The organism is Thalassospira permensis NBRC 106175 (assembly GCF_000714555.1).
Classification (GTDB): Bacteria; Pseudomonadota; Alphaproteobacteria; order Rhodospirillales; family Thalassospiraceae; genus Thalassospira; species Thalassospira xiamenensis.
Map to the genome: position 1 here is coordinate 1 of NZ_AUNC01000072.1, position 22,025 is coordinate 22,025.

The following is a 22,025-nucleotide window of genomic DNA, read 5'->3' on the forward strand; positions in this document are numbered from 1 at the left end:
TTTCCTGTCAGGTTATAGGACATTGGTGCCTCCTTTAAGCGGGGATATCCCGGCGCTTATTTCACTAGTTTGTTTTCGCGCATGAAGACGACAAGCTTGTCATGCTGCGCAGGCGTCAGGGGCCAAGCTGATGGCGGGCGCGTCGGTCCGCAATCATTGCCCAGAATCTGCAACGCGGATTTAACTCCGGTCACGTTGGTACCGTTCATTTCTTCGGCTCGGACATCTTCAAATGCCCGCATTTCCGAAATCAGTTTGCGTGCGGTTTCGTAATCGCCGCCTTCAAGGGCCGCATGGATCGCCATCGAACGTTCCGGCCACACATTGATCAGACCCGACGTAAAGCCGCGCGCGCCCACCGCATAGAAGGTAGGCGCCCAGACTTCGGCAAGCCCGCCAACCCAGACGATATCAGGATCGCAGGCTGAAATCGCCTCGGCCAGCTTCATCGGATTTGGCGTCGCCCATTTGACACCGGCAACACCTTCAACTGCACATAGGTCGGCAATCGCCTTGGTGCCAATCGTATCGTTGCGAAGATACAGCATCATCGGCAAACCATCCGACGCATCGGCAATGCGTTTAAGATAGTCGACAACACCACGCGGCGCGACAAAGGGATCTGGCGGCTGATGGATCATAAGCGCCTCGGCACCGGCGTCCGCCGATGCCTTTGCCAATGCAACCGCATCGCGAATGCCACGCCCGACACCTGCCAGCATCGGCACGCGACCATCAAGCATTTCGGCAACCGATCTGGCCATGGTGATGGCCTCGTCCGTGGTCAGCGCATAAAATTCGCCGGTATTGCCGTTTACCACCGGAAAATGGACACCCGCGGCCAGCGCACGATCAATGATCGGGGAGAGTTTTTTCGGCGCGACATCGCCGTTTTCATCATAAGGCGTAACAAGAATGCCGGAAATCCCGGACAGCACGCCACGCAAATCGGCTTTGGAAAGTGCCATTGGTCAAAGTCCCTGAATTCTGTTGGTGGTGGCGCGATGGGTGCGCCACCAGTTTGTCATCGATCATTGCCGGATCAACCAACCGGCTAATCAGAAGATATCCGGCTCACCGGCGGTTTTGCCGAAGTCGGGCGACAGGAAGTCGAAATCACAGCCTTCATTGGCCTGGGTGACATGCTTGCCAAACATCCAGCCATAACCGCGCTGATAGCGATCCTCGGGCTTTTTCCAAGCCGCGCGACGCCGTTCGAGTTCATCTTCATCCACCAGCATGTCCAGACGACGGTTATCAAGATCAAGCTTCACGATATCGCCGGTTTTCAAAAGGGCGAGCGGCCCGCCGATATAGCTTTCCGGCGCAACATGAAGCACACACGCCCCATAAGACGTGCCCGACATACGCGCATCCGAAATGCGCAACATGTCACGATGCCCCTGCTTGATCAGCGCTTTCGGGATCGGCAGCATCCCCCATTCCGGGAATCCCGGCCCGCCAAGCGGCCCGGCATTGCGTAGAACCATCACATGATCGGGCGTGATATCAAGATTTTCGTCATCAACCGCCTTTTTCATTTCCGGGTAGCTGTCAAATACAAGTGCAGGCCCCTGATGATTGCGGAACCGTTCATCACAGGCGGCCGGTTTGATCACCGCCCCGTCCGGGCACAGATTGCCGCGCAGCACGGCAAGCGATCCTTCGTGATAGACCGGGTTGGACAGCGGACGAATGACATCGTCGTTATAAACCGTCGCGCCCTCAAGGGTTTCTCCAAGCGTCTTGCCGGTCACCGTCGTAACGCTTGTATCAAGCTTGTCGCCAAGTTCCGCCATCAGGGCGCGCAGACCACCGGCATAGAAGAAATCTTCCATCAGGTAATCCCCCTTGCCCGACGGCCGGATATTGGCAATCAGCGGCGTGGTACGGCCAAGAGCGTCAAGATCATCAAGATCAAGCTTGATGCTGGCCCGGCGCGCCATCGCCAGAAGATGCACCACCGCATTGGTCGAACAACCGGTCGCCATCGCAACAACGGCAGAGTTTCTTACCGACGCCGGGGTGACGATTTTTTCAGGCGTCAGATCTTCCCAGACCATATCAACGATGCGACGACCACACTGGGTCGACATACGGATATGACCGGCATCCGGTGCCGGGATCGACGACGCGCCAGGAAGGCAAAGCCCCATGGCTTCGGCAATCGCGGTCATGGTCGATGCAGTGCCCATGGTCATGCAATGACCATAAGAACGTGCGATGCCGCCTTCGACCCCCACCCATTCCTCGTCACTGATGTTACCCGCACGGCGTTCATCCCAGTATTTCCACGCATCCGACCCGGAACCAAGGATTTTACCGGCATAATTCCCGCGCAACATCGGGCCAGCCGGAAGATAGATCATCGGCACACCCGCCGAAATCGCACCCATGACAAGACCCGGCGTGGTTTTGTCGCAACCGCCCATCAAAACCACACCATCGAGCGGATGCGAACGGATCAGCTCTTCCGTCTCCATCGCCAGCAGGTTGCGATACAGCATCGAGGTCGGCTTGGTGAAAGATTCATCAACCGAAATCGCCGGAAGTTCGACCGGGAAACCACCCGCCTGATGCACGCCTTTTTTGACGTCACCGGAACGTTCGCGGAAATGAGCGTGGCACGGGTTCAATTCCGACCAGGTATTCAGAATTCCGATGACCGGGCGACCTGTCCAGTCTTCCGGATCAAGCCCCATCTGCATTAGACGCGAACGGTGACCAAAAGAGCGCAGATCGTCGGGCGCAAACCAGCGCGCACTTCTAAGGTCTTCGGCAGATTTTTTTTGTTTTTCGGACATGGCGTTCCTCCCGTGTATCTGCCCTGCCGGGTGACTATGCACATGCAAACCCGACAGAACAATGCAATTTCATTTATGATGCCATGTATGCGCATACACATCAATGTTGTCAAGTTATCTTACAGGTATTTTCCCGTGTGAAGCTTATACAAAAAGACCAAATATTCCGGGATTGACAGAAGTTAAATCGACTTGTATGAATTTATGTATGCGCTTTCATTACGCTTGGAATTTTACAGGAAACAATAACAAGAACAAGCAAAGCGCAGGCCTATCGGGAACCACCCCGGCCGGGCATCTCGGGCAAGGAGCCCTTATTCAGGATCGCGTCATTCGGGAGGAAACAATGACCGGACTTTTCAAAACCCTCGCCACTGCCGTCGGGCTTGCAGCCATGCTCGCAGCACCGTCTCTTGCCAACGCAGCCGACCTGCCAAGCAACGTTCGACTGGTCATCGGTTCGAAGTCAACCGGTGGCGACACCTATCAGAACAGCGCAATCATCGCCGAAGCACTTTCGAAAAAACTCGATATCAACGTCAAGGTTGATGCCGTTGGTGTGAGCGAAGCCTTCAAGGCGCTTGATCGCGATTCACGTGGCACGACGCTTATGATGTTCCATGACGGTGCCTATATGGGCAACCTTTATGGCGTTCGCGGTTACGACAATATTTTTGAAAAATACAATGTCGGCGCCACCGTCTCGATCAATCCGGGCAACGCATACCTTGTCGCGAAAGACTCTCCGTTCAAATCAATGGAAGACGTCTTTGCCGCTGCGGCTGCCGGACAGCGCATTCGCGTCGCCATTCAGGCTGGTGGCGTTTCGGAAATCGGTCTTTCTGCGATGAAAAACGCAGCAAAAATCATGTATCCGGGCGCTGAAGAAAACATCGTCGCCGTCAATACCGGTTCGCAGGCAGATAAAAACCAGCTTCTGTTTGATCGCCAGGCCGATGTGATCAACGGCTCCGTACAGGCAAACGAACAGTTCACCCAGCTTCCGCAGGACGACCAGAAAGCGATGCGTTTCATCTGGGTAACAGCCCGTGAAAAAACCATCAAACAGGCAAATCCGGAAGGCATGGGCAACACGACCAGCGAAGAATTGCTCGGCTACACCACACCGAATGTAAGCGTCACGATGGACGGCACGAACGACTTCACCTTTGATAAAGAGTTCTTCTTCCTCTTCAACAAAGACATGGATCCGGCAATCGTCGAAACCATCGACAATGCCCTTGCCGAAATCTATGCCGAAGGCAAAATTCAGGAAACCCAGAAGAATTCCTTCTTCATTCCGAACTTCCTGCCATCGAAAGAAGCCTCTGCCTATCTTGAAGGTAAAAGCGAAACCATCCGGAAAATCATCTCTTCGATTTCAACGAACTAGCCATTCCCTGTTGGCCCGGCCATCTGCCGGGCCAACAGGAACATCGACAGATGAAGACTATCCCGACAACCGTGCCCGCCGCTAAAACCGACACGTTTTCAGCACATTGGGCAGCGCGGGATAAGAAGGAGATACTTCATGTCACTGGAATCGCTTTTATCAGTGTCCATTGATTTCGATACATCGCACACGGTATTTCCAACCATCGTTGCCATTGTGCTTGGCATTTTACTGGTTGCGATACTGGCAACGCGAAGTCGCGCGATTTTGGCAACGGTTGGCTCCGTCCCCTGGTGGCCGGCCAAAATTGACCATATGCGTTTTTTCGGAACCCTCGCCGGTACCGTTCTTTATTTCATCGCCATGCCATGGGTGGGCGACTTTTATCCGAATACCGGCCTCGGGTTTTATATCTGTTCGATCCCCTACCTGTTTGCCATGAGCGTGCTTTACCTGAAGCAGCGCGATAAGCGGCATCTGCTGATCGCGGGCCTGAATGCCCTGATAGCACCAAGCGTTGTCTGGTACCTGCTGTCGGAACTTTTCAACATATCGCTTCCTTAAGCCAAGAACGACACGAGAGATTTGATATGGATTTTCTTTCCATTTTAACGCCGTTCTTCTTTACCCTGGTTGCATCCGGCACGGTGATCGGCATCATTTTTGGTGCGATCCCCGGAATGACGGCAACCATGGCGGTCGCGGTGTGTTTACCGCTGACCTATTCCCTTGGTCTGGAAAACGGTCTGGCCCTTTTGCTGGGTCTTTATGTTGGCGGCATTTCGGGCGGACTTGTTCCGGCTATTCTTTTGAATATCCCGGGAACGCCATCCTCAATCGCCACCACATTTGACGGCTACCCCATGACCCAAAAGGGCGACGGAGAAAGCGCCCTTCGGATCGCAGTCATTTCATCTTTTGTCGGCGGCATCATCAGTCTGGCGGCACTCTTCTTCTTTGCCCCCGCACTTGCCGACTTTGCGATCAAATTTTCATATGTTGAAAAATTCCTAATCATCTTCTTTGCGCTGACCGTTATGGCAGCACTTAGCAGCAACATGCTCGTTGGCGTTTTCAGTGGCGTGCTTGGTATCTTCCTTAGCCTGATCGGTGCCTACGATATTTCGCGCGGCGGCAACGGCGAATTGCGTCTGGTACCTGAATTTCTGGAATATTACCTTGAAGGTGGCTTCTCGCTGCTGCCGGTACTGATCGGCATCTTTGGCCTGTCGACCATCCTGATCGAAGCCGAAAGTGGCATGAAGGACGAAAAAGGTCTTTCATCGGTCAAGATCGGCAAAGGCAAACGTTTCGATTTTTCCGTCTTCAAAGGTCAGTTCGTCAACCTGATACGATCTTCGGGGATTGGTACTTTTGTGGGCATTTTGCCCGGTGTCGGCGGCAGTGCCGCATCGATCCTGGCCTATAGCCAGCAAAAAAACTTTTCAAAAAATCCGGAACGCTTTGGCAAAGGCGAACCTTCCGGCGTCATGGCATCGGAAAGTGCGAATAACGGCCTGACCGGCGGCGCGCTGGTACCGTTGCTTTCGCTTGGCATTCCCGGTGATTCCACAACCGCCATCCTGATCGGTGCCTTCACCTTGCAGGGCATTCAGGTCGGCCCCCTGTTTATCGGCAACAATCCGGTAACCTGGGATGCGATGATTGTTGCCATGCTTGCAGCAAACATCGTGATGCTGATTGTCATGATCTTTGCCATCCGGCACATCGCCAAGGTGGTGATGATCCCGAAAAACATCCTGTTTCCGATCATCTTGATGATGTGCGTTGTTGGCGCATACACCATCAATTACGGCGTGATGTTTGATGTCTGGACGTTGTTGATATTCGGTTTGTTTGGCTACTTTGCCCATAAAATCGGCTTGGAAATCGCCCCCTTCATCATCGGTTTTATCCTTGGTCCGTCGGCGGAAATCTATTTCGTCAAAAGCATTGAATCATTTGGTACGCTCTCGATCTTCTTCACCAAAAGCTGGATCGCGGTTCTGTTGTGGATACTGATTGCACTTTCCGTCTGGTTCTCGGTTGCAATTTCTCGCAAAAAGAAACGGGACCTGACGACATCTGGCAATTAAGATAAAACGCGATTGCCATCCAGTGATGCCAATGTGAAGGTGCCCTCGGATCAAGCCGATGCCAAGGGCGCCTTCACAAAATGACTTCAACAGAGAAACCGTTTTGCCGAAAAACGAAACACCGCACACAATGTCTCAGAACAAAGAACACCATTCGGGCACCGTAACGATGGAATCTGTCGGGCGACTTGCCGGTGTGTCGCAGGTGACGGTTTCGCGTGCCCTTAACGATCCGTCCAAAGTGTCCGCAAAGACACTTCAACGCATCAAAGATGCAATCGAACTGACCGGTTATGTGCCAAACATGGTCGCCGGGGCCCTGGCATCCAAGCGAAGTCACCTGATTGTTGCCCTGATCCCATCCATCACCAACTTCGCCTATTCCGAATTCATCAAGCATTTCATTCAGGTGATGCGCGGGCATGGCTATCATGTTCTGACTGCTGAAACCGGCCTTTCTATGGAAGAAGAAGAATCGGTCCTCGCAACCATGCTAAGCCGTCGCCCCGATGGCATCATGATGACCGGGATCAATCATTCGGCAAAATGCAAACGGATGCTTCTGGGCTCCGGAATTCCGGTTGTTGAAATCTGGGACATGACGGAATCCCCGATTGATACCTGTGTTGGCTTTTCACATGCAAAATCGGGCGAGGAAACCGCGAAGTTCGCGCATAAAAAGGGCTATCGCAATGCGCTGGCCATTTCGGCCGCCGACGAACGTGCGCTGCGACGTAAGGATGCTTTCTGCGAAACCTTTCGCAAGCTAGGCAACAATCCCGTCAAAGAGATATGCCTGGATAGTCCCGCCAGTCTGGAACTGGGACGAAAATCGCTTGCACAGGCTATTGATGAGGGCTTCAAGAACGGCGTTGTCATGTGCAGTTCCGACCTGCTGGCACATGGGGTCATCATCGAAGCGCAGACACGCAATCTGCGCATCCCCGAAGACATTGCAGTGATCGGCTTTGGGAACCAGAATTTTGCCGCTTTCACAGTACCAAGTTTGACATCGCTTCACGTTGACCGGGCTTATCTGGGCTCTCAGGCGGCGACAGCCTTAATGGCACGCATCGACAAAAAGCCGCTGCAAAAAAACTGCATCGATATCGGATTTGAAATTGTCGAACGGGATTCCGCCTGATTTGGCTTAGGCAAAACGCCGGAACAACCCGCGCCGTTCGCGGCAGATCATCGTCAATCCCGCCTGTCGCGCCAGATTGACCGCGGTTAATGTCGGCCCCGAAAGGGTTACAAGTCCGCCCACCCCGCATTGCACGGTTTTGGTGACGATTTCATATGAACAGCGGCTGGTCATAAGGATGAAACCACCGGCCTTATCAACACCCTGACGCACCACCGCACCCAGAACCTTGTCGAGCGCATTATGACGCCCGATATCCTCGCGCACAATGCGGATGGAGCCAGTCGCATCGACAAAGGCACTGGCATGTAAAAGACCGCCGCCTTCACGGTTGCGCGTCTGCTGATCGGGAAGGGCGTCAATCGCACCAAGCACGATGTCTTGTGGCATATTTGAAGGCGTCACCTTACCGATCCGGTCCATCGCCACCGCCTCAAGCGACTGCACCCCGCAAAGCCCGCAACCCGAACGCCCTTCAAGAGTGCGCTTGCGGATTTCAAGCCGATCCAGAATATCCTCATCCAGATCGGCCTCGATCACATAACCCTGCAAGGTTTTGCGCACATCACGCAAATTGATCTGCCCGGCATGATCGGCAATGCCTTCGGACAGGGCAAACCCGATCATGAAATCTTCAAGATCGTGCGGCGACACCATCATTACCGCGTGGGACGTGCCATTGAACGTCAGTGCCGCCGGGATTTCCGGCTGCAGGATCATCGGTGCATCACCAGTGCCATCGCCGCGCGTCACGGCACGCGCCGGATCATGGTCACGGCCATCAATGATGCGATTTGCCGATGTCATTTTTGCTGTCACGCCGGTTGTTTGACCTTGCGGATCAATGGGGCGGCTTCGATCACCAGCGGATGGAAACCGCCATTGCCTCTTTCGATCATGTCAAAAAGCTGCTTGCGCATGCGCGGTTCCCAGAAATCGCTGATATGCCCGGCCACCCCCTCGACCCCTTCGGCGTGGGGTTTTGATGTGAAAAAGGTCGCGATCTGATTGGCCATGTAGACGAGTTTGTCAGGTTCCATTAACGTTTAATCTCCCGCCGGAATTCTTGATTTTACGGACGAAAACACCCGGTTTCATGACACGATCCTATCATGAAACCGGGCAACATTTCGCGCCTATTCGGCCGCATCGACACGTGGAAGGATCCGGCGTGACTGTTCAGCCTGCTTGTCATACTCCACCTGCCATTCGGTCGGTCCGTTACTCGGCGTGACCTGAACCGCGGTAACCTTGTATTCCGGGCAGTTGGTCGCCCAGTCGGTATAATCGGTGGTGATCACGTTGGCCTGTGTGCCCGGATGGTGGAAGGTCGTGTAAACCACCCCCGGTGCAACCCGGTCGGTAATCGTTGCTCGCAACGACGTTTCACCCGACCGTGAGGCCAGACGGATCCAGTCCCCTTCGCGAATGCCACGCTGTTCGGCATCATGGGGATGGATTTCAAGCAGGTCTTCCTTGTGCCATGCAGTGTTTTGCGTACGACGGGTCTGTGCCCCAACGTTATATTGGCTAAGGATGCGCCCCGTCGTCAGCAACAGCGGGAAGCGCGGTCCGGTACGCTCGTCGGTTGCAACATATTCGGTCACAACAAACTTGCCCTTGCCGCGCACAAAGCCGTCGATATGCATCACCGGCGTCCCCAGCGGCGCCTTTTCATTGCATGGCCACTGGATCGATCCTTCGCGTTCCAGAAGGTCATAATTGACCCCGGCAAAGCTTGGCGTGGTGCGGGCAATTTCATCCATGATCTGTGATGGATGGTTATAGCTCCAATCAAGCCCCATCGCACGCGCCAGATTCTGGGTCACTTCCCAATCGGCAAAGCCGTTTTTCGGGCTCATCACCTTGCGAACACGGTTGATACGACGTTCCGCATTGGTAAATGTCCCATCTTTCTCAAGGAAGGTCGAACCGGGCAGGAACACATGCGCATGATTTGCTGTTTCGTTCAAAAACAGGTCATGAACCACAACGCATTCCATCGCCGCAAGACCGGCGGCGACATGCTTGGTATCCGGGTCCGATTGCAGGATGTCTTCACCCTGAATATAGATGCCCTTGAACGTGCCTTCGACCGCGGCATCAAGCATGTTGGGAATGCGAAGACCCGGTTCGCCATCGAGTTTGACGCCCCAGATTTTTTCAAACACGTCGCGCGTCGCATCATCGCTAATATGGCGATAACCCGGTAATTCATGCGGGAACGATCCCATATCACACGAACCCTGCACGTTGTTCTGCCCACGAAGCGGGTTCACACCCACACCCGGACGCCCGATATTACCCGTCGCCATCGCAAGGTTGGCAATCGCCATTACCGTGGTTGATCCCTGGCTGTGTTCGGTCACGCCAAGCCCGTAATAGATCGCGCCATTGCCACCGCGCGCAAAAATACGCGCCGCCTTGCGCACGGTTTCCGCCGGAACCCCCGACAGGCGTTCGACCTCTTCCGGGCTGTTTTGCGGATCGGACACAAACGCCGCCCAATCCTGGAATTCATCCCAGTCGCACCGTTCGCGAATGAATGCCTCGTCAAACAGGCCTTCGGTCACAATCACATGCGCAAGCGACGTCAGAACCGCAACATTGGTACCCGGACGCAATGCCAGATGGGCGGCGGCCTTGATATGCGGTGACTGCACCAGATCAATGCGACGCGGATCAATCACGATCAGCTCCGCCCCCTGACGCAACCGCTTTTTAAGGCGCGATGCAAAAACAGGATGCCCGTCCGTCGGATTGGCCCCGATCAGGATCACCACATCGGTATGTTCGACACTGTCAAAATCCTGCGTCCCGGCCGATGTCCCGAATGTGGTTTTAAGGCCATAACCGGTCGGCGAATGACAGACACGCGCGCACGTATCAACGTTGTTATTGCCAAACCCGGCCCGGATCAGCTTCTGCACAAGGAAGGTTTCCTCGTTCGTGCAACGCGATGACGTAATCCCGCCAATCGCGGCCTTGCCGTATTTTGCCTGAATCGAACGGAACTTGTCCGCCGTGTATCTAAGGGCTTCTTCCCAACTGACTTCGCGCCACGGATCAGACGTGTTTTCGCGGATCATCGGGTTCAGGATACGGTCCTTATGGCTGGCATAGCCATAAGCAAACCGCCCCTTAACGCACGAATGCCCGCGGTTGGCTTTGCCATCCTTGTAAGGCACCATGCGCACCAACTCATCGCCGCGCATTTCCGCCTTGAACGAACAGCCGACCCCGCAATAGGCACAGGTGGTAACGACCGAATGTTCCGGCTGACCGATTTCGATCACCGATTTTTCCTGAAGCGTTGCCGTCGGGCAGGCCTGAACACAGGCACCACACGACACGCATTCTGAATCCAGGAAGTTTTCATGCATGCCCGGCGACACCCGGCTTTCAAACCCGCGCCCCTCAATGGTCAGGGCAAAAGTCCCCTGCACTTCCTCGCACGCCCGCACACACCGCGAACAGACGATACATTTCGACGGGTCATAGGTGAAATACGGGTTGCTCTCGTCCTTGGCCATATAGCGCGGGTTTTCCTCGCCATTCTGGCGGGTCTTGACGTGGTTGCCCCCATCATAACCATAACGCACATCGCGCAGGCCAACCGCACCGGCCATATCCTGCAATTCGCAGTCACCATTCGCCGCACAGGTCAGGCAATCCAGCGGGTGATCGGAAATATAAAGTTCCATCACGCCCTTGCGGATTTTCTTCAATCTTTCGGTCTGGGTATGAACAACCATGCCATCCGCGACCGGGGTCGTGCAGGATGACGGGGTGCCATTGCGGCCTTCGATTTCCACCAGACACAGGCGGCATGAACCGAACGCATCGACCATGTCGGTCGCGCATAGTTTCGGCACCTGAATGCCCGCCTCCATTGAAGCCCGCATGATCGACGTGCCTTCGGGCACGGTCACATCAAATCCGTCGACATTAATTGTCACGGTCTTTTCGGATTTCGCGGCGGGGGTTCCGTAGTCGACTTCTTGTATCAAGGACATCGTTCTCACTCCGCAGCTATGTCAAGCGCATGAGGCTTGAAATCATCAGGGAAATGGGTCAGCGCGCTCATCACCGGATAGGGCGTAAACCCGCCCAGCGCACATAGCGACCCGAACTTCATCGTTTCACACAGATCGGCCAGAAGTTCCTTTTGCATTTCGGGATCTTCGCCGCGCGCGATTTTATCCACAACTTCGGTGCCGCGTGTTGATCCAATGCGGCATGGCGTGCATTTGCCACAGGATTCAATCGCACAGAATTCCATGGCAAAACGGGCCTGTTTCATCATGTCGACACTGTCGTCAAACACGACAACACCGGCATGACCGATCAAACCGTCTGCCTTGGCGAATGCCTCGTAATCAAATGGCGTGTCAAACAATTCGCGCGGGAAATACGCGCCCAGCGGGCCACCAACCTGAACCGCCTTGACCGGGCGACCACTTGCAGTACCCCCACCGATCTGATCAACGATTTCCCCCAGTGTCAGGCCAAAGGCCGTTTCATAAAGGCCGCCATGTTTGACATTGCCCGCGATCTGGATCGGGATGGTCCCGCGCGAACGGCCCATGCCGAAATCGCGGTAATATTCCGCACCCTTTTCAAGGATTACCGGCACCGAACACAACGAGATAACGTTGTTAACAACCGTCGGCCGTGCCATGAAGCCCTCAAGTGCTGGAAGCGGCGGCTTGGCGCGAACAACCCCCCGTTTGCCTTCCATGCTGTTCAACAGCGAGGTTTCCTCGCCACAGACATAGGCACCCGCCCCCATGCGGACTTCCATGTCGAACGCGTAATCCGATCCCAGAACCTTAGGCCCCAGCAGCTTGTTTGCCCGTGCGACTTCTATTGCTTCGTTCATGATGCGGATCGCATCAGGATATTCCGACCTTGTATAGACATATCCCTTGGTCGCCCCGGTCGCCAGACCGGCAATGATCATGCCTTCGATCAGAACGAATGGCTCGCCCTCCATGATCATGCGGTCGGCAAATGTACCACTGTCGCCTTCGTCGGCGTTACAGACGATGTATTTCTGATCGCCCGGTGCCTGCCGGACCGTATTCCATTTGATACCCGTCGGGAAACCGGCACCACCGCGCCCGCGCAGACCTGAATCCGTCACTGCCTTGACGATATCCTCGGATGTCATCTTAAGGGCATTTTCAAGCCCCTTGAGCCCGTCATTGGCACGGTAATCGTCAAGCGACACCGGATCAATAATCCCGCACCGCTGGAAGGTCAGGCGCGTCTGCGCCTTCAGGAACGGGATATCCTGCGTATGGCCAAGGTAACGTTTATGATCACTACCGTTCAGGAAACCGGCATCAAACAGGCTATCCACATCTTCGACCGCGACCGGGCCATAGGCCAGACGACCGCGCGATGTTTCGACCTCGACCATCGGCTCCAGCCAGTACATGCCAAACGAACCGTTACGCACGATCTGAACATCTTCGCCGCGTTTCGCCGCCGTCGCGGCAATGGCAGTTGCGACTTCGTCCGCACCAAGGGCAACGGAACCTGAGTCAAGCGGGACGTAAATCTTGACTGTCATGATCCCACCTCGCTCAGGATGCGATCAAGGCGATCCTTGCTGACCCGTCCGATGACCTTGCCATCCACCACGGCGGCCGGCGCACAGGCACAAAGCCCAAGACAGAAAACCGGTTCAAGCGTCACATTCTGGTCGCTGGTCGTTTCCGACCAGTCGACTTTCAGTTTGCGCTTCGCATGATCGCTCAGATCATCCGCGCCCATCGACTGGCACGCCTCGGCGCGGCAGATCTTGATCACGTGTCTGCCCGGCTTTTCTTCACGGAAATCATGATAAAAACTGGCAACCCCGTGGACTTCCGCCCGGCTGAGATTGAGCTTCTTGGCAATGGTCTGAAGGGCACCTTCGGGAATAAAGCCAAATTCTTCCTGCACTTCATGCAGAATCGGCAAAAGCGGTCCTTCAAGTCCGGCCAGACCATCACAAATGGTACCAACCCGGACGGATATTTCCTCGGTCGTCTCTGTTGCAGACATGCAAGCCTCTCTCACTTAGCAGTCTATTGAATTCTTTGTTATTCCTGACAGTGTCGGTGATTGCCAACGCCCGTTCAATAAAGCCATCCCGTTACGCGATAGCGAAAACCTATCAAGCCCTCTCAGGCGGGCTCCAGTTCAGAAATATTCTTTGCCTCTTTCAGCAACGCCGACACAACCGGTGTTGCCGGTTCGCGCTTTGCCGCGATCATACCCACCAGATGCGACGCATCAGGATCAACAATCGGGATCGATTTGACCCGGTCGCGCATACTGAATTCCTTGACCATCTTGACCGGCATGATGCTGGCCCAGTTACCGGTATGCACATGGGTAAAAAGCGCAATCATCGAATCACTTTCCAGCGTCGGGCTGATACGCGCGCCCGCCTCGTTCAGATGCTGATTGATAATCCGCCGGTTCTGCATATCGGGTGTCAGCAAACATAACGGAAATTCTGCCGCCTCACGCCACGTGATGCTTTCGCGGTCACCGATATCATCGAAATTCGATGTCACAAGATGATAGCGCTCATAATAAAGCGGGATCGATGTCACACGGCCAAGCGGCTCATTATCCAGATAGGTAATCCCGACATCGATTTGAAGATTATCAAGCAGCGCCTGAATTTCTGTCGAAGTCCGCGACAGTACCGCAAAGGTCACATCCGGATGCTTTTCGCGAAACGGCGTGGTCAATTCATGCACCATCGAAAGTGCTGTCGGAATAACCGCAATCTGCACCTGCCCGGTCAGACCGAACCGCATCGCGCGCATTTCATCACGCATCGAACGCGAACTTCCGACAATATGGCGCGCCCATTCCAGAACCCGCTCGCCTTCTGGCGTTAGCCCCTGATAGCGCGAACCACGACGCACCAGCACCACACCAAGATGGTCTTCAAGCTGGCGAAGGGCACTGGAAAGGGTCGGCTGTGTCACACCGCATTCCTCGGCGGCGTGACCAAAATGCTGCTCTCTGGCAAGCACGATAAACATTTCGAGTTTGTCGATCATGGCGTATCCGGCGCCTTTCGGGGAAACCCCGTCTGGTGGCGCACTTTATGTGATTGATGGACACCATTTGCGGGGCGGGTGTCCTGATTGCAGGATAACCCGAATGGCCATAAAAGCCGAAGGGTTAATCCTGCAACAGGACCGGACATGACATTGATGCACTATCATGTCCAGACGGGTCCGGGGACAGACAAACATACCCGGGCCCAATGGTACCGGTCAGGGCCAAAGCCGACCGGCACCGGGGTTCGGTGTTACGCCTCAGACGTTGCCTCGCGGCCGGTCGGGGTCGGTTTGGCAGGGTCCGCTGCGGTCTCCATGTAATGCTTGTCATGGATCGGCTTGACCAGCGCGTTGGCAATCAGGCCAATCACCAGCAAGGCCGCCATGGCATACATGGTGGTGTTATAAAGGCTTGGCGTCGGATCAACCGTCCCGGCCGGGGCGATTTCCATCAGACGGCCAATCGTCACGGTTTTGGCCGCAATCAGCTGATCAAGCTGTTCCATACCCGCACCGAACTTTGCCTGAAACGCTGCCGGATCGATCTTGGCAGCCAGTTCCTTGATCGAATTGCCGACCGATGTCTGACGCAGCTGGGTGATGGCAAGCGGGCCAAGCACGCCCGCGACACTCCATGCGGTCAGAAGACGACCATGAATGCCACCGACATATTTGGTTCCGAAAACATCTGCCAGATAGGCCGGAATGGTCGCAAAACCGCCACCATACATGGTGAAGATGATCATGGTCGCGCCATAGAACATCACAAGCCACGTCACGACCGGGTTCACACTGACCTGCCCCGCAGCATACGGGATCGACAGATACAGGATGATGCCAAGGATGAAGAAGCAGTAGTAGGTGTTCTTGCGTCCGATATAGTCCGAAATCGACGCCCAGAAGAACCGGCCACACATGTTAAAAACCGAAATCATGAACACATAGGTCGCGGCAAAGCCGGAATTGACCACCAGCGGCAGGGTGCTGCCGAAAATCTCGCTCATCATGGTTTTGGCAACGCCAATCACCCCGATGCCTGCCGTCACGTTAAAGCACAGCACGATCCAAAGCATATAGAATTGCGGGGTTTTCAGGGCCTGATCGATATGAACGTTGTTCTGGGTGATCATGCGCTTGGATGCAGTATCTGCGGTCGGCGGTGTCCAGCCAGCCGGGAGCCATCCTTCGCGCGGTACACGATACGAAAACGCCGCAATGACCATGACGATGAAATAGGCAATGCCAAGCGTAAAGAAGGTCGCCGCCGCACCGGTATTGCCCGTGCCCGCAACATATACGCCCTGCTCGATCGTCACCGGCGCCGACGCCACCTGTGCCGCACCGGCCACAACAACCTCGACCATCTGGCCACCGACTTCGGCCATACGCTTGCCACCTTCGGTGACAAGGTTCACGGCACTCTCCGGCCCAAGATATTCCGGCACCTTATAGAAGAATGAAAGCAGGCTTTCCTTGATCGGCGTTGCGATCATCGCACCACCGCCAAAGCCCATGATCGCCATACCGGTTGCCATGCCGCGACGGTCCGGGAACCAGCGGATCAGGGTTGATACCGGCGATACATAGCCAAGCCCAAGGCCACAACCGCCAAGCGCGCCATAACCCAGATAAACCAGCCAAAGCTGATGGGTCGCAATGCCCATGCCACCGATGATGAAACCACCGCCCCAGCAAAATGCGGCAACAACACCCACCATACGAGGGCCTACTTCTTCAAGCCATTTGCCGCCGAATGCCGCGGCCAGCCCCAGAAATACAATCGCGACCGAGAAAATCCAGACAACAGATTGCAGGCCCCAGTCACCAGAGCTTGACGCAACCACGCCGAATTCCTTGATCAGTGGCGGGTTGAAAATCGACCACGCATAGACAGAGCCGATACAAAGATGAATGGCGATGGATGCTGGCGGAACTTTCCAGCGATTGAAATCGTCCCCTGCGACGATATGTTCTTTTTTAAGGCGATCAAACATTTGTGTTTTTCCTCCCGGTATTATGTTCATCCGGCGGCCCCATCCCCCCAAATCGGATGAATGCTGCAAGGCCATATCGGTAAGACCCGGAAACCACACCGTCGCAATCGCTATGCCATTCAGCCTGTTGCCTGATTTTCTGGAAGTTTTGGAAAGACAATCATCATGTTGCAGCGCACGCGGGTGGACAAAATGTCCAACAAATTTTTACTGTGCAATGCACCATCCGGACAAAATGTCCAACCTAATGGCAGAACAATCAATCCGCTTCAGGCAACCAGATGGTGAATAACGTGCCCTTGCCTGGCTCGCTCTCAACCGCCATGGCCCCGCCCTGCCGGTCAATCAGGGTTTTGCTGATCGATAAGCCCAACCCCGTGCCTTCGCGGCGCTTGGTCGTATAGAAAGGATCGAAAATACGCCCCAGTATGTCGGACGACATCCCCGTTCCCGTATCGCGGATCGAAATGCGAATGCCAGGTTTTCCGTTTCGATCAAAATCCTCGTCAATCAGGGTCAGGGTGCCACTTCCGGGCATGGCATGCAGGGCATTGACCATCAGATTGACCACCACCTGCTGCAATTCCGTCCGGTTCATCAGAATAAGCCGTCTGGCCCGGCTCTCGCGCGCAACCTCGATTTCGGCCTTGTTCAACAGATGCTGCACCAGTGGCAGACAGTCGCCAATCACCTCGCCTGGTGAATGGCGTTCGACAAATCCGGCATATTCTTCGGGTTTGGCAAATTGCAGAAGCTTGGTGACAATCAGGTTGATGCGGCTGACCTGTTCATCAATCAGACGGAATTCGGTTTCGGCAATTCGCACATTTTCGCCCAGTAAATCACGCACCACATCAAGGTTCCCCTGAAGCACCGCAACCGGATTGTTGATTTCATGGGCCACACCGGCGGTAATTTCACCGATGGCTGCCAGTTTCTCGGACATGATCAATTGCTTGGTCGTCGCCTCAAGCTGGCGGTTGGCTTCGCGAAGTTCGCTGGTGCGCGCATCGACCCGCGCATTCAGTTCCTCGTTCCAGGCGCGTAAACGTTTGTCACGTTCCTGCACCTGATCAAGCAGATCATCAAGATGTTCCGCCACCAGCGATATTTCATCCTGTACCTGATCAATATGGGTTCGCGCGCCAAAGTCTCCGCTTTCGACCCGGGCAATCGTCTGGGTCATGCGTTCCAGTGGCTTGAAGATGCCACGCGCCCAGCGTAGAAAGATCGGAACGCTTAACGTTGCCACAAACAGAAACGCCGCAATGATGATCAGCAGGCTTTCATATTTCGTCTGGGCAAACGGCGCTTCAAGGAACCCGACATACAGCATCCCGACACGGTCGCCAAAGCTGTCCACAATCGGCTCATAGGCTGAAATGTACCAGTCATTGACGACAAACGCGCTATCAAGCCACACCTTGCCGTCTTCCAGAACATTCTGGCGCACCGCACTCGAAACACGGGTGCCCAGCGCACGTCGCCCTTCAAACAGCCGCACATTGGTGCTGATTCGCACATCATCAAGAAAAAGCGTCGCCGTCCCCTGACTGCCTTCCGGAAGGCTGCTTTCGCGGTAAACCAGATCATTGATCGTATCAATGAACACAAGGTTCTGGTTTAACAATATGCCCCCGACCAGCGCGCCATCAATGTCCTCCGGCCCCACCATGGGCAGGGAAACATGACTTGCCGAATGCACAACCATGCCGCGCGTTTCGGCATCGCGCGTGGTTGGCACTGCATTGGGTGTCGGCACCAGATCAAGCCGCGCGCGTGCCGCCAGATCGGGCGAAATCGCCGCCAGATCGGCATTGTCAAAGATGTCCACCCCGGTCAAGGACGCCCCCGAAAGGGCTGTTGCAATCACCGGCCAGTCGGCATCAAGGCGCGGGGTGGCCTGCCGGGGGGACGCCCCTGAAACAATCCCCTGCCGATTGGCGATATACAGGAAATCAAGACCAAGCTCGGCCCGCTTTGCCGCCAGCAGATCATCGATCCGCGCCCGGTCCCCCGATGTCAGAACATCACGAAACGTCACTGATTGGCCAAGGGCTTCGATCTGTTCGCCGGTGGTTTCAAGGATATGGGTGAAATATTGATGGGCAATCGTCAGGTCGCCATTGACCTTTGATGTCAAAAGCGCGTCAAACTTGCTGTTCCAACGCACCATCATCACGCCCAGCAAAAGCGGCAGGATGACCAGTGTTGGCAATAACGCAATTGCCAGCAATTTGAACCGCACAGACCGGGTGCGTTTGGTGCGGCGGCCCGGCCACTGCATCAGTCGGCCCAATCGGCAAATTTGCGGTCAATTGTCTTGCGCGAAATGCCCAGACGCCGTGCGGCTTCATTACGATTGCCGTCGGTCTTGTGCACCATCGCCATAATGTGACGGCGCTCCATTTCCTCCAACGTTTCGTCATGATCGGCATGTCCTTCGGCACCGGCCTGTTCATCACGAAACTCGGCCGGGAACCGCCCAAGGATCAAGGTGCGCTCGACAAGGTTGCGCAATTCGCGCACATTCCCAGGCCAGTCATATCGCGTCAATCCGGCCCGCACCGCCCCATCCATCGCCACTTGCGGCACGCCAAGCTGCTTGGAAAGTTTGCTCATGAACAGGCTGGCAAGTTCAAGCACATCATCCCCGCGCTCCCGCAACGGCGGCATGGCGATATGCATGACATTGATCCGGTAAAACAGATCGGCACGGAACCGGCCCGCTTCGACCTCTGCCTCCAGATCGGCATTGGTGGCAAAGACAAACCGCAAGTCGACCGGTGCCTCGCGCTCCGACCCTACCGGGCGGATACGGCGGCTTTCAATCGCGCGCAAAAGCTTGCTTTGCGTCGCCAGCGACAATTCCCCCACCTCATCCAGAAACAATGTGCCACCCTGCGCATGCATGAAAAGCCCGTCGCGCGCGGTTTGCGCCCCGGTAAAGGCCCCTTTCAGATGCCCGAACAGTTCTGCTTCGATCATCTCGGATGGAATGGCCGCACAATTGATTGGCACAAACGGCTTTTCGGCCCGGTCGGACAACGCATGTAACGAGCGCGCGGTCACTTCCTTGCCCGTGCCGCTTTCCCCGGAAATCAGTATTGATGTCGGAAGGGGTGCGACCCTTGCAATGGTTTCACGGATTTCCTGGATTTGCGCCGAATAACCAATCAGCTTGTCGCGCAACAACACATGATCGGATGTCGCGCGCAATTCATGGCGTAAAACATGGTTTTCGCGCCGCAACCGCATCCGGTCAAGGCAGCGCGCCACCGCATTCAAAATCTGGTTGGACCGAAACGGTTTCAGGACAAAATCAACCGCCCCGGCCCGCAATGCCTTGATCGCGGTATCCAGATCGGCATAGGCCGTCATCAGGATCGCATCGGAAAAGAAACCGATTTCGCGCTGCTCGGTCAGCCACTCGACCCCGGACTTGCCCGGCATGATGTTATCAAGGATCACGACATCAAAATGATGCTGATCGAGAAGTTTGGTCGCTTCTTCGCAATCAGCGGCTTCTTCGACCCGTTTGGCGCGCGGTCCCAATGTGCGCACAAGGAAATTGCGCATCCCCGGTTCGTCATCGACGATCAGGATCGATGCTTTCTCCAGCCACGGCCCGAATTCCGGCCCCGGCTTGCCATCCGGTTGCGCTGCGGGTGATGGTGCCGCCAACTCCGGCGCACCCATTGCCGTCGATCTCATTGATATTCCTCCGCCGATCTTCCCGGTCATTTTGTTTTTATTTTTTCGAAGATTAGATCAGCAGCACATGAAAAGCAAAACCGTTGGTCGCATTACTCAAAGTTCCTCGCGCGCGCCCAATAAAAATCGGGCGGGAAACCGATGTTCCCCGCCCGATACGCTCAGTTTAAGATTTCTGCCGCCAGCGGCATCACTTCATCGTCGGCATGACGAATTCGGCACCCTTGCGAATGCCCGTCGGCCAGCGCGAGGTAATGGTTTTAAGGCGGGTATAGAACCGCACCCCTTCCATGCCATGCATGTGATGGTCACCAAACAAGGATGCCTTCCAGCCACCAAATGAATGGAACGCCATCGGAACCGGGATGGGCACATTGATGCCGACCATGCCGGTCTGGGTGCGGTTGGCAAATTCACGCGCCGTATCGCCATCGCGGGTAAAGATCGCAGTGCCATTGCCGTATTCGTGGCTATCAACAAGATCAGCCGCGGTTTCGAAATCATCGGTCCGTACGATCGACAGGACCGGGCCGAAAATTTCTTCCTTATAAATCGTCATGTCGGGTGTGACATTGTCAAACAGGGTGCCGCCAACGAAATAACCGTCTTCATAGCCCTGCAAACGAATGTCACGGCCATCAACAACCAGCTTCGCGCCTTCTTCAACGCCCTTGTTGATGTAACCGACAACCTTGTCGCGATGCTGTGCCGTCACAAGCGGCCCCATCTCGGCGGCCGGATCGGTACCCGGTGCAACCCGAAGCTCGTTAATGCGCGGGACAAGCTTTTCAACCAGCGCATCCGCCGTCGCCTTGCCCACCGGCACCGCAACCGAAATCGCCATGCAGCGTTCGCCAGCCGACCCATATGCCGCCCCCATCAGGGCATCAACCGCCTGATCCATATCGGCATCGGGCATCACGATCATATGGTTTTTCGCACCGCCCAACGCCTGGCAACGCTTGCCCTGCGCAGTCGCGGTTTCATAGATATACTTCGCAATCGGGGTCGAACCGACAAAGCTGATCGCGCTGACATCCGGATCAAACAGAAGCGCATCAACCGCTTCCTTGTCGCCCTGCACAACGTTGAAAACGCCGTCGGGAAGACCTGCTTCGCTCAGCCATTCGGCGAGTAGAAGCGACGCCGACGGATCGCGTTCGGATGGTTTCAGGATGAAACAGTTACCGCAGGCAAGGGCGACCGGGAACATCCACATCGGCACCATGGCCGGGAAGTTGAACGGCGTAATACCGGCCACAATGCCAAGCGGCTGACGCACCGAATGGCTGTCAACCTTGGTGCCGACATTTTCGGTGAACTCGCCCTTCAAAAGCTGCGGCGCGCCGGTGGCAAACTCAACAACCTCGATCCCGCGGGTGACTTCACCCAGCGCATCCGAAAGCACCTTGCCATGCTCGGCAGTGATCGCGGCGGCCAGTTCTTCGGAACGGCTTTCAAGGATACCAAGGAATTTATTGAGAATACGGGCACGACGCAGCGGCGTGGTGTTGGCCCATTCGGCGGCCACTGCACGTGCGCTTTCCACCGCGGCACGGACATCGGCCTTCGATGCAAGGTCAACCGTCGCACTCTGCTGACCGGTGGCCGGGTTGAACACGGCCGCTGTCCGGCCGGAAGTCCCGGCGACACGTTTGCCGTTAATGTAATGGGTGATCTGGCTGGACATTCGGCTTCTCCCGATAATCGTGATGATCTTTTGTTGCGGATCATAAGAAGTCCGTCCGCAAAGTGGTTTAATTATGGATATGCATATGGATGCACATCAATTATCATTATTGCAAAT

General features: G+C 55.3%; 16 protein-coding genes. 4 read left to right on the plus strand and 12 right to left on the minus strand.

The genetic code is table 11. The features are described 5' to 3' along the window. Positions 1 to 56 precede the first annotated feature (56 nt). The gene (locus SMB34_RS20010; protein WP_037992664.1) at positions 57 to 968 is read right to left on the minus strand and encodes a dihydrodipicolinate synthase family protein; all 912 of its coding nucleotides are present in this window, start codon (positions 966 to 968) and stop codon (positions 57 to 59) included. Positions 969 to 1,058: 90 nt separating this feature from the next. Next, on the minus strand, positions 1,059 to 2,804 hold the full coding sequence (gene araD, locus SMB34_RS20015) for an L-arabinonate dehydratase (protein WP_007090597.1): 1,746 nt from the start codon (positions 2,802 to 2,804) through the stop codon (positions 1,059 to 1,061). Between the two features lie 346 nt (positions 2,805 to 3,150). On the opposite strand from araD, the gene SMB34_RS20020 reads away from it, so the two are divergent. The 4 genes from SMB34_RS20020 to SMB34_RS20035 all read left to right on the plus strand — a co-directional run bounded on the left by SMB34_RS20020 (position 3,151) and on the right by SMB34_RS20035 (position 7,437). Next, positions 3,151 to 4,197, plus strand: coding sequence for a type 2 periplasmic-binding domain-containing protein (locus SMB34_RS20020; protein WP_037992808.1), 1,047 nt, complete (start codon positions 3,151 to 3,153; stop codon positions 4,195 to 4,197). A 138-nt stretch (positions 4,198 to 4,335) separates the two neighbouring features. Beyond that, a complete protein-coding gene (locus tag SMB34_RS20025; protein ID WP_037992666.1) occupies positions 4,336 to 4,761 on the plus strand; it encodes a tripartite tricarboxylate transporter TctB family protein in 426 nt (141 codons plus the stop codon). A gap of 26 nt (positions 4,762 to 4,787) precedes the next feature. Next, positions 4,788 to 6,293 carry a tripartite tricarboxylate transporter permease gene (locus SMB34_RS20030; RefSeq protein WP_037992668.1) on the plus strand — a complete coding sequence of 502 codons (1,506 nt, stop codon included), beginning with the start codon at positions 4,788 to 4,790 and terminating at the stop codon, positions 6,291 to 6,293. Positions 6,294 to 6,423: 130 nt separating this feature from the next. Then, on the plus strand, positions 6,424 to 7,437 hold the full coding sequence (locus SMB34_RS20035) for a LacI family DNA-binding transcriptional regulator (protein WP_037992670.1): 1,014 nt from the start codon (positions 6,424 to 6,426) through the stop codon (positions 7,435 to 7,437). 6 nt (positions 7,438 to 7,443) lie between these two features. On the opposite strand, the gene fdhD is transcribed toward SMB34_RS20035, so the two are convergent. From fdhD to SMB34_RS20085, 10 genes are all read right to left on the minus strand, one after another. Continuing rightward, a complete protein-coding gene (gene fdhD, locus SMB34_RS20040; RefSeq protein ID WP_037992671.1) occupies positions 7,444 to 8,244 on the minus strand; it encodes a formate dehydrogenase accessory sulfurtransferase FdhD in 801 nt (266 codons plus the stop codon). A gap of 8 nt (positions 8,245 to 8,252) precedes the next feature. Next, a complete protein-coding gene (locus tag SMB34_RS20045) occupies positions 8,253 to 8,477 on the minus strand; it encodes a formate dehydrogenase subunit delta (protein ID WP_037992672.1) in 225 nt (74 codons plus the stop codon). A gap of 96 nt (positions 8,478 to 8,573) precedes the next feature. Then, a complete protein-coding gene (gene fdhF, locus SMB34_RS20050) occupies positions 8,574 to 11,453 on the minus strand; it encodes a formate dehydrogenase subunit alpha (RefSeq protein WP_037992809.1) in 2,880 nt (959 codons plus the stop codon). Positions 11,454 to 11,458: 5 nt separating this feature from the next. After that, positions 11,459 to 13,015 (minus strand): formate dehydrogenase beta subunit, encoded by a 1,557-nt coding sequence (locus SMB34_RS20055; RefSeq protein ID WP_037992673.1) that lies wholly within the window; start codon positions 13,013 to 13,015, stop codon positions 11,459 to 11,461. Next, positions 13,012 to 13,491: a formate dehydrogenase subunit gamma gene (locus SMB34_RS20060; RefSeq protein WP_037992674.1), complete on the minus strand. Its 480-nt coding sequence runs from the start codon at positions 13,489 to 13,491 to the stop codon at positions 13,012 to 13,014. Before SMB34_RS20060 ends, SMB34_RS20055 begins: the two co-directional genes overlap by 4 nt. Positions 13,492 to 13,613: 122 nt before the next feature. Then, on the minus strand, positions 13,614 to 14,507 hold the full coding sequence (locus SMB34_RS20065) for a LysR family transcriptional regulator (protein ID WP_007090606.1): 894 nt from the start codon (positions 14,505 to 14,507) through the stop codon (positions 13,614 to 13,616). Positions 14,508 to 14,761: 254 nt separating this feature from the next. Further along, on the minus strand, positions 14,762 to 16,504 hold the full coding sequence (locus tag SMB34_RS20070; RefSeq protein ID WP_007090607.1) for an OFA family MFS transporter: 1,743 nt from the start codon (positions 16,502 to 16,504) through the stop codon (positions 14,762 to 14,764). A 259-nt stretch (positions 16,505 to 16,763) separates the two neighbouring features. Further along, a complete protein-coding gene (locus SMB34_RS20075; RefSeq protein WP_037992676.1) occupies positions 16,764 to 18,791 on the minus strand; it encodes a sensor histidine kinase in 2,028 nt (675 codons plus the stop codon). Then, the gene (locus SMB34_RS20080) at positions 18,791 to 20,218 is read right to left on the minus strand and encodes a sigma-54-dependent transcriptional regulator (protein WP_037992678.1); all 1,428 of its coding nucleotides are present in this window, start codon (positions 20,216 to 20,218) and stop codon (positions 18,791 to 18,793) included. Before SMB34_RS20080 ends, SMB34_RS20075 begins: the two co-directional genes overlap by 1 nt. 190 nt (positions 20,219 to 20,408) lie before the next feature. Continuing rightward, positions 20,409 to 21,908, minus strand: coding sequence for a CoA-acylating methylmalonate-semialdehyde dehydrogenase (locus SMB34_RS20085; RefSeq protein ID WP_037992680.1), 1,500 nt, complete (start codon positions 21,906 to 21,908; stop codon positions 20,409 to 20,411). Positions 21,909 to 22,025: the final 117 nt, after the last annotated feature.

Excerpts from the sequence above, each read along its gene's own strand:
- SMB34_RS20010 (WP_037992664.1), bottom strand. The coding sequence starts at position 968 with ATGGCACTTTCCAAAGCCGATTTGCGTGGCGTGCTGTCCGGGATTTCC.
- araD (WP_007090597.1), bottom strand. The coding sequence starts at position 2,804 with ATGTCCGAAAAACAAAAAAAATCTGCCGAAGACCTTAGAAGTGCGCGC.
- SMB34_RS20020 (WP_037992808.1), top strand. The coding sequence starts at position 3,151 with ATGACCGGACTTTTCAAAACCCTCGCCACTGCCGTCGGGCTTGCAGCC.
- SMB34_RS20025 (WP_037992666.1), top strand. The coding sequence starts at position 4,336 with ATGTCACTGGAATCGCTTTTATCAGTGTCCATTGATTTCGATACATCG.
- SMB34_RS20030 (WP_037992668.1), top strand. The coding sequence starts at position 4,788 with ATGGATTTTCTTTCCATTTTAACGCCGTTCTTCTTTACCCTGGTTGCA.
- SMB34_RS20035 (WP_037992670.1), top strand. The coding sequence starts at position 6,424 with ATGTCTCAGAACAAAGAACACCATTCGGGCACCGTAACGATGGAATCT.
- fdhD (WP_037992671.1), bottom strand. The coding sequence starts at position 8,244 with ATGACATCGGCAAATCGCATCATTGATGGCCGTGACCATGATCCGGCG.
- SMB34_RS20045 (WP_037992672.1), bottom strand. The coding sequence starts at position 8,477 with ATGGAACCTGACAAACTCGTCTACATGGCCAATCAGATCGCGACCTTT.
- fdhF (WP_037992809.1), bottom strand. The coding sequence starts at position 11,453 with ATGTCCTTGATACAAGAAGTCGACTACGGAACCCCCGCCGCGAAATCC.
- SMB34_RS20055 (WP_037992673.1), bottom strand. The coding sequence starts at position 13,015 with ATGACAGTCAAGATTTACGTCCCGCTTGACTCAGGTTCCGTTGCCCTT.
- SMB34_RS20060 (WP_037992674.1), bottom strand. The coding sequence starts at position 13,491 with ATGTCTGCAACAGAGACGACCGAGGAAATATCCGTCCGGGTTGGTACC.
- SMB34_RS20065 (WP_007090606.1), bottom strand. The coding sequence starts at position 14,507 with ATGATCGACAAACTCGAAATGTTTATCGTGCTTGCCAGAGAGCAGCAT.
- SMB34_RS20070 (WP_007090607.1), bottom strand. The coding sequence starts at position 16,504 with ATGTTTGATCGCCTTAAAAAAGAACATATCGTCGCAGGGGACGATTTC.
- SMB34_RS20075 (WP_037992676.1), bottom strand. The coding sequence starts at position 18,791 with ATGCAGTGGCCGGGCCGCCGCACCAAACGCACCCGGTCTGTGCGGTTC.
- SMB34_RS20080 (WP_037992678.1), bottom strand. The coding sequence starts at position 20,218 with ATGAGATCGACGGCAATGGGTGCGCCGGAGTTGGCGGCACCATCACCC.
- SMB34_RS20085 (WP_037992680.1), bottom strand. The coding sequence starts at position 21,908 with ATGTCCAGCCAGATCACCCATTACATTAACGGCAAACGTGTCGCCGGG.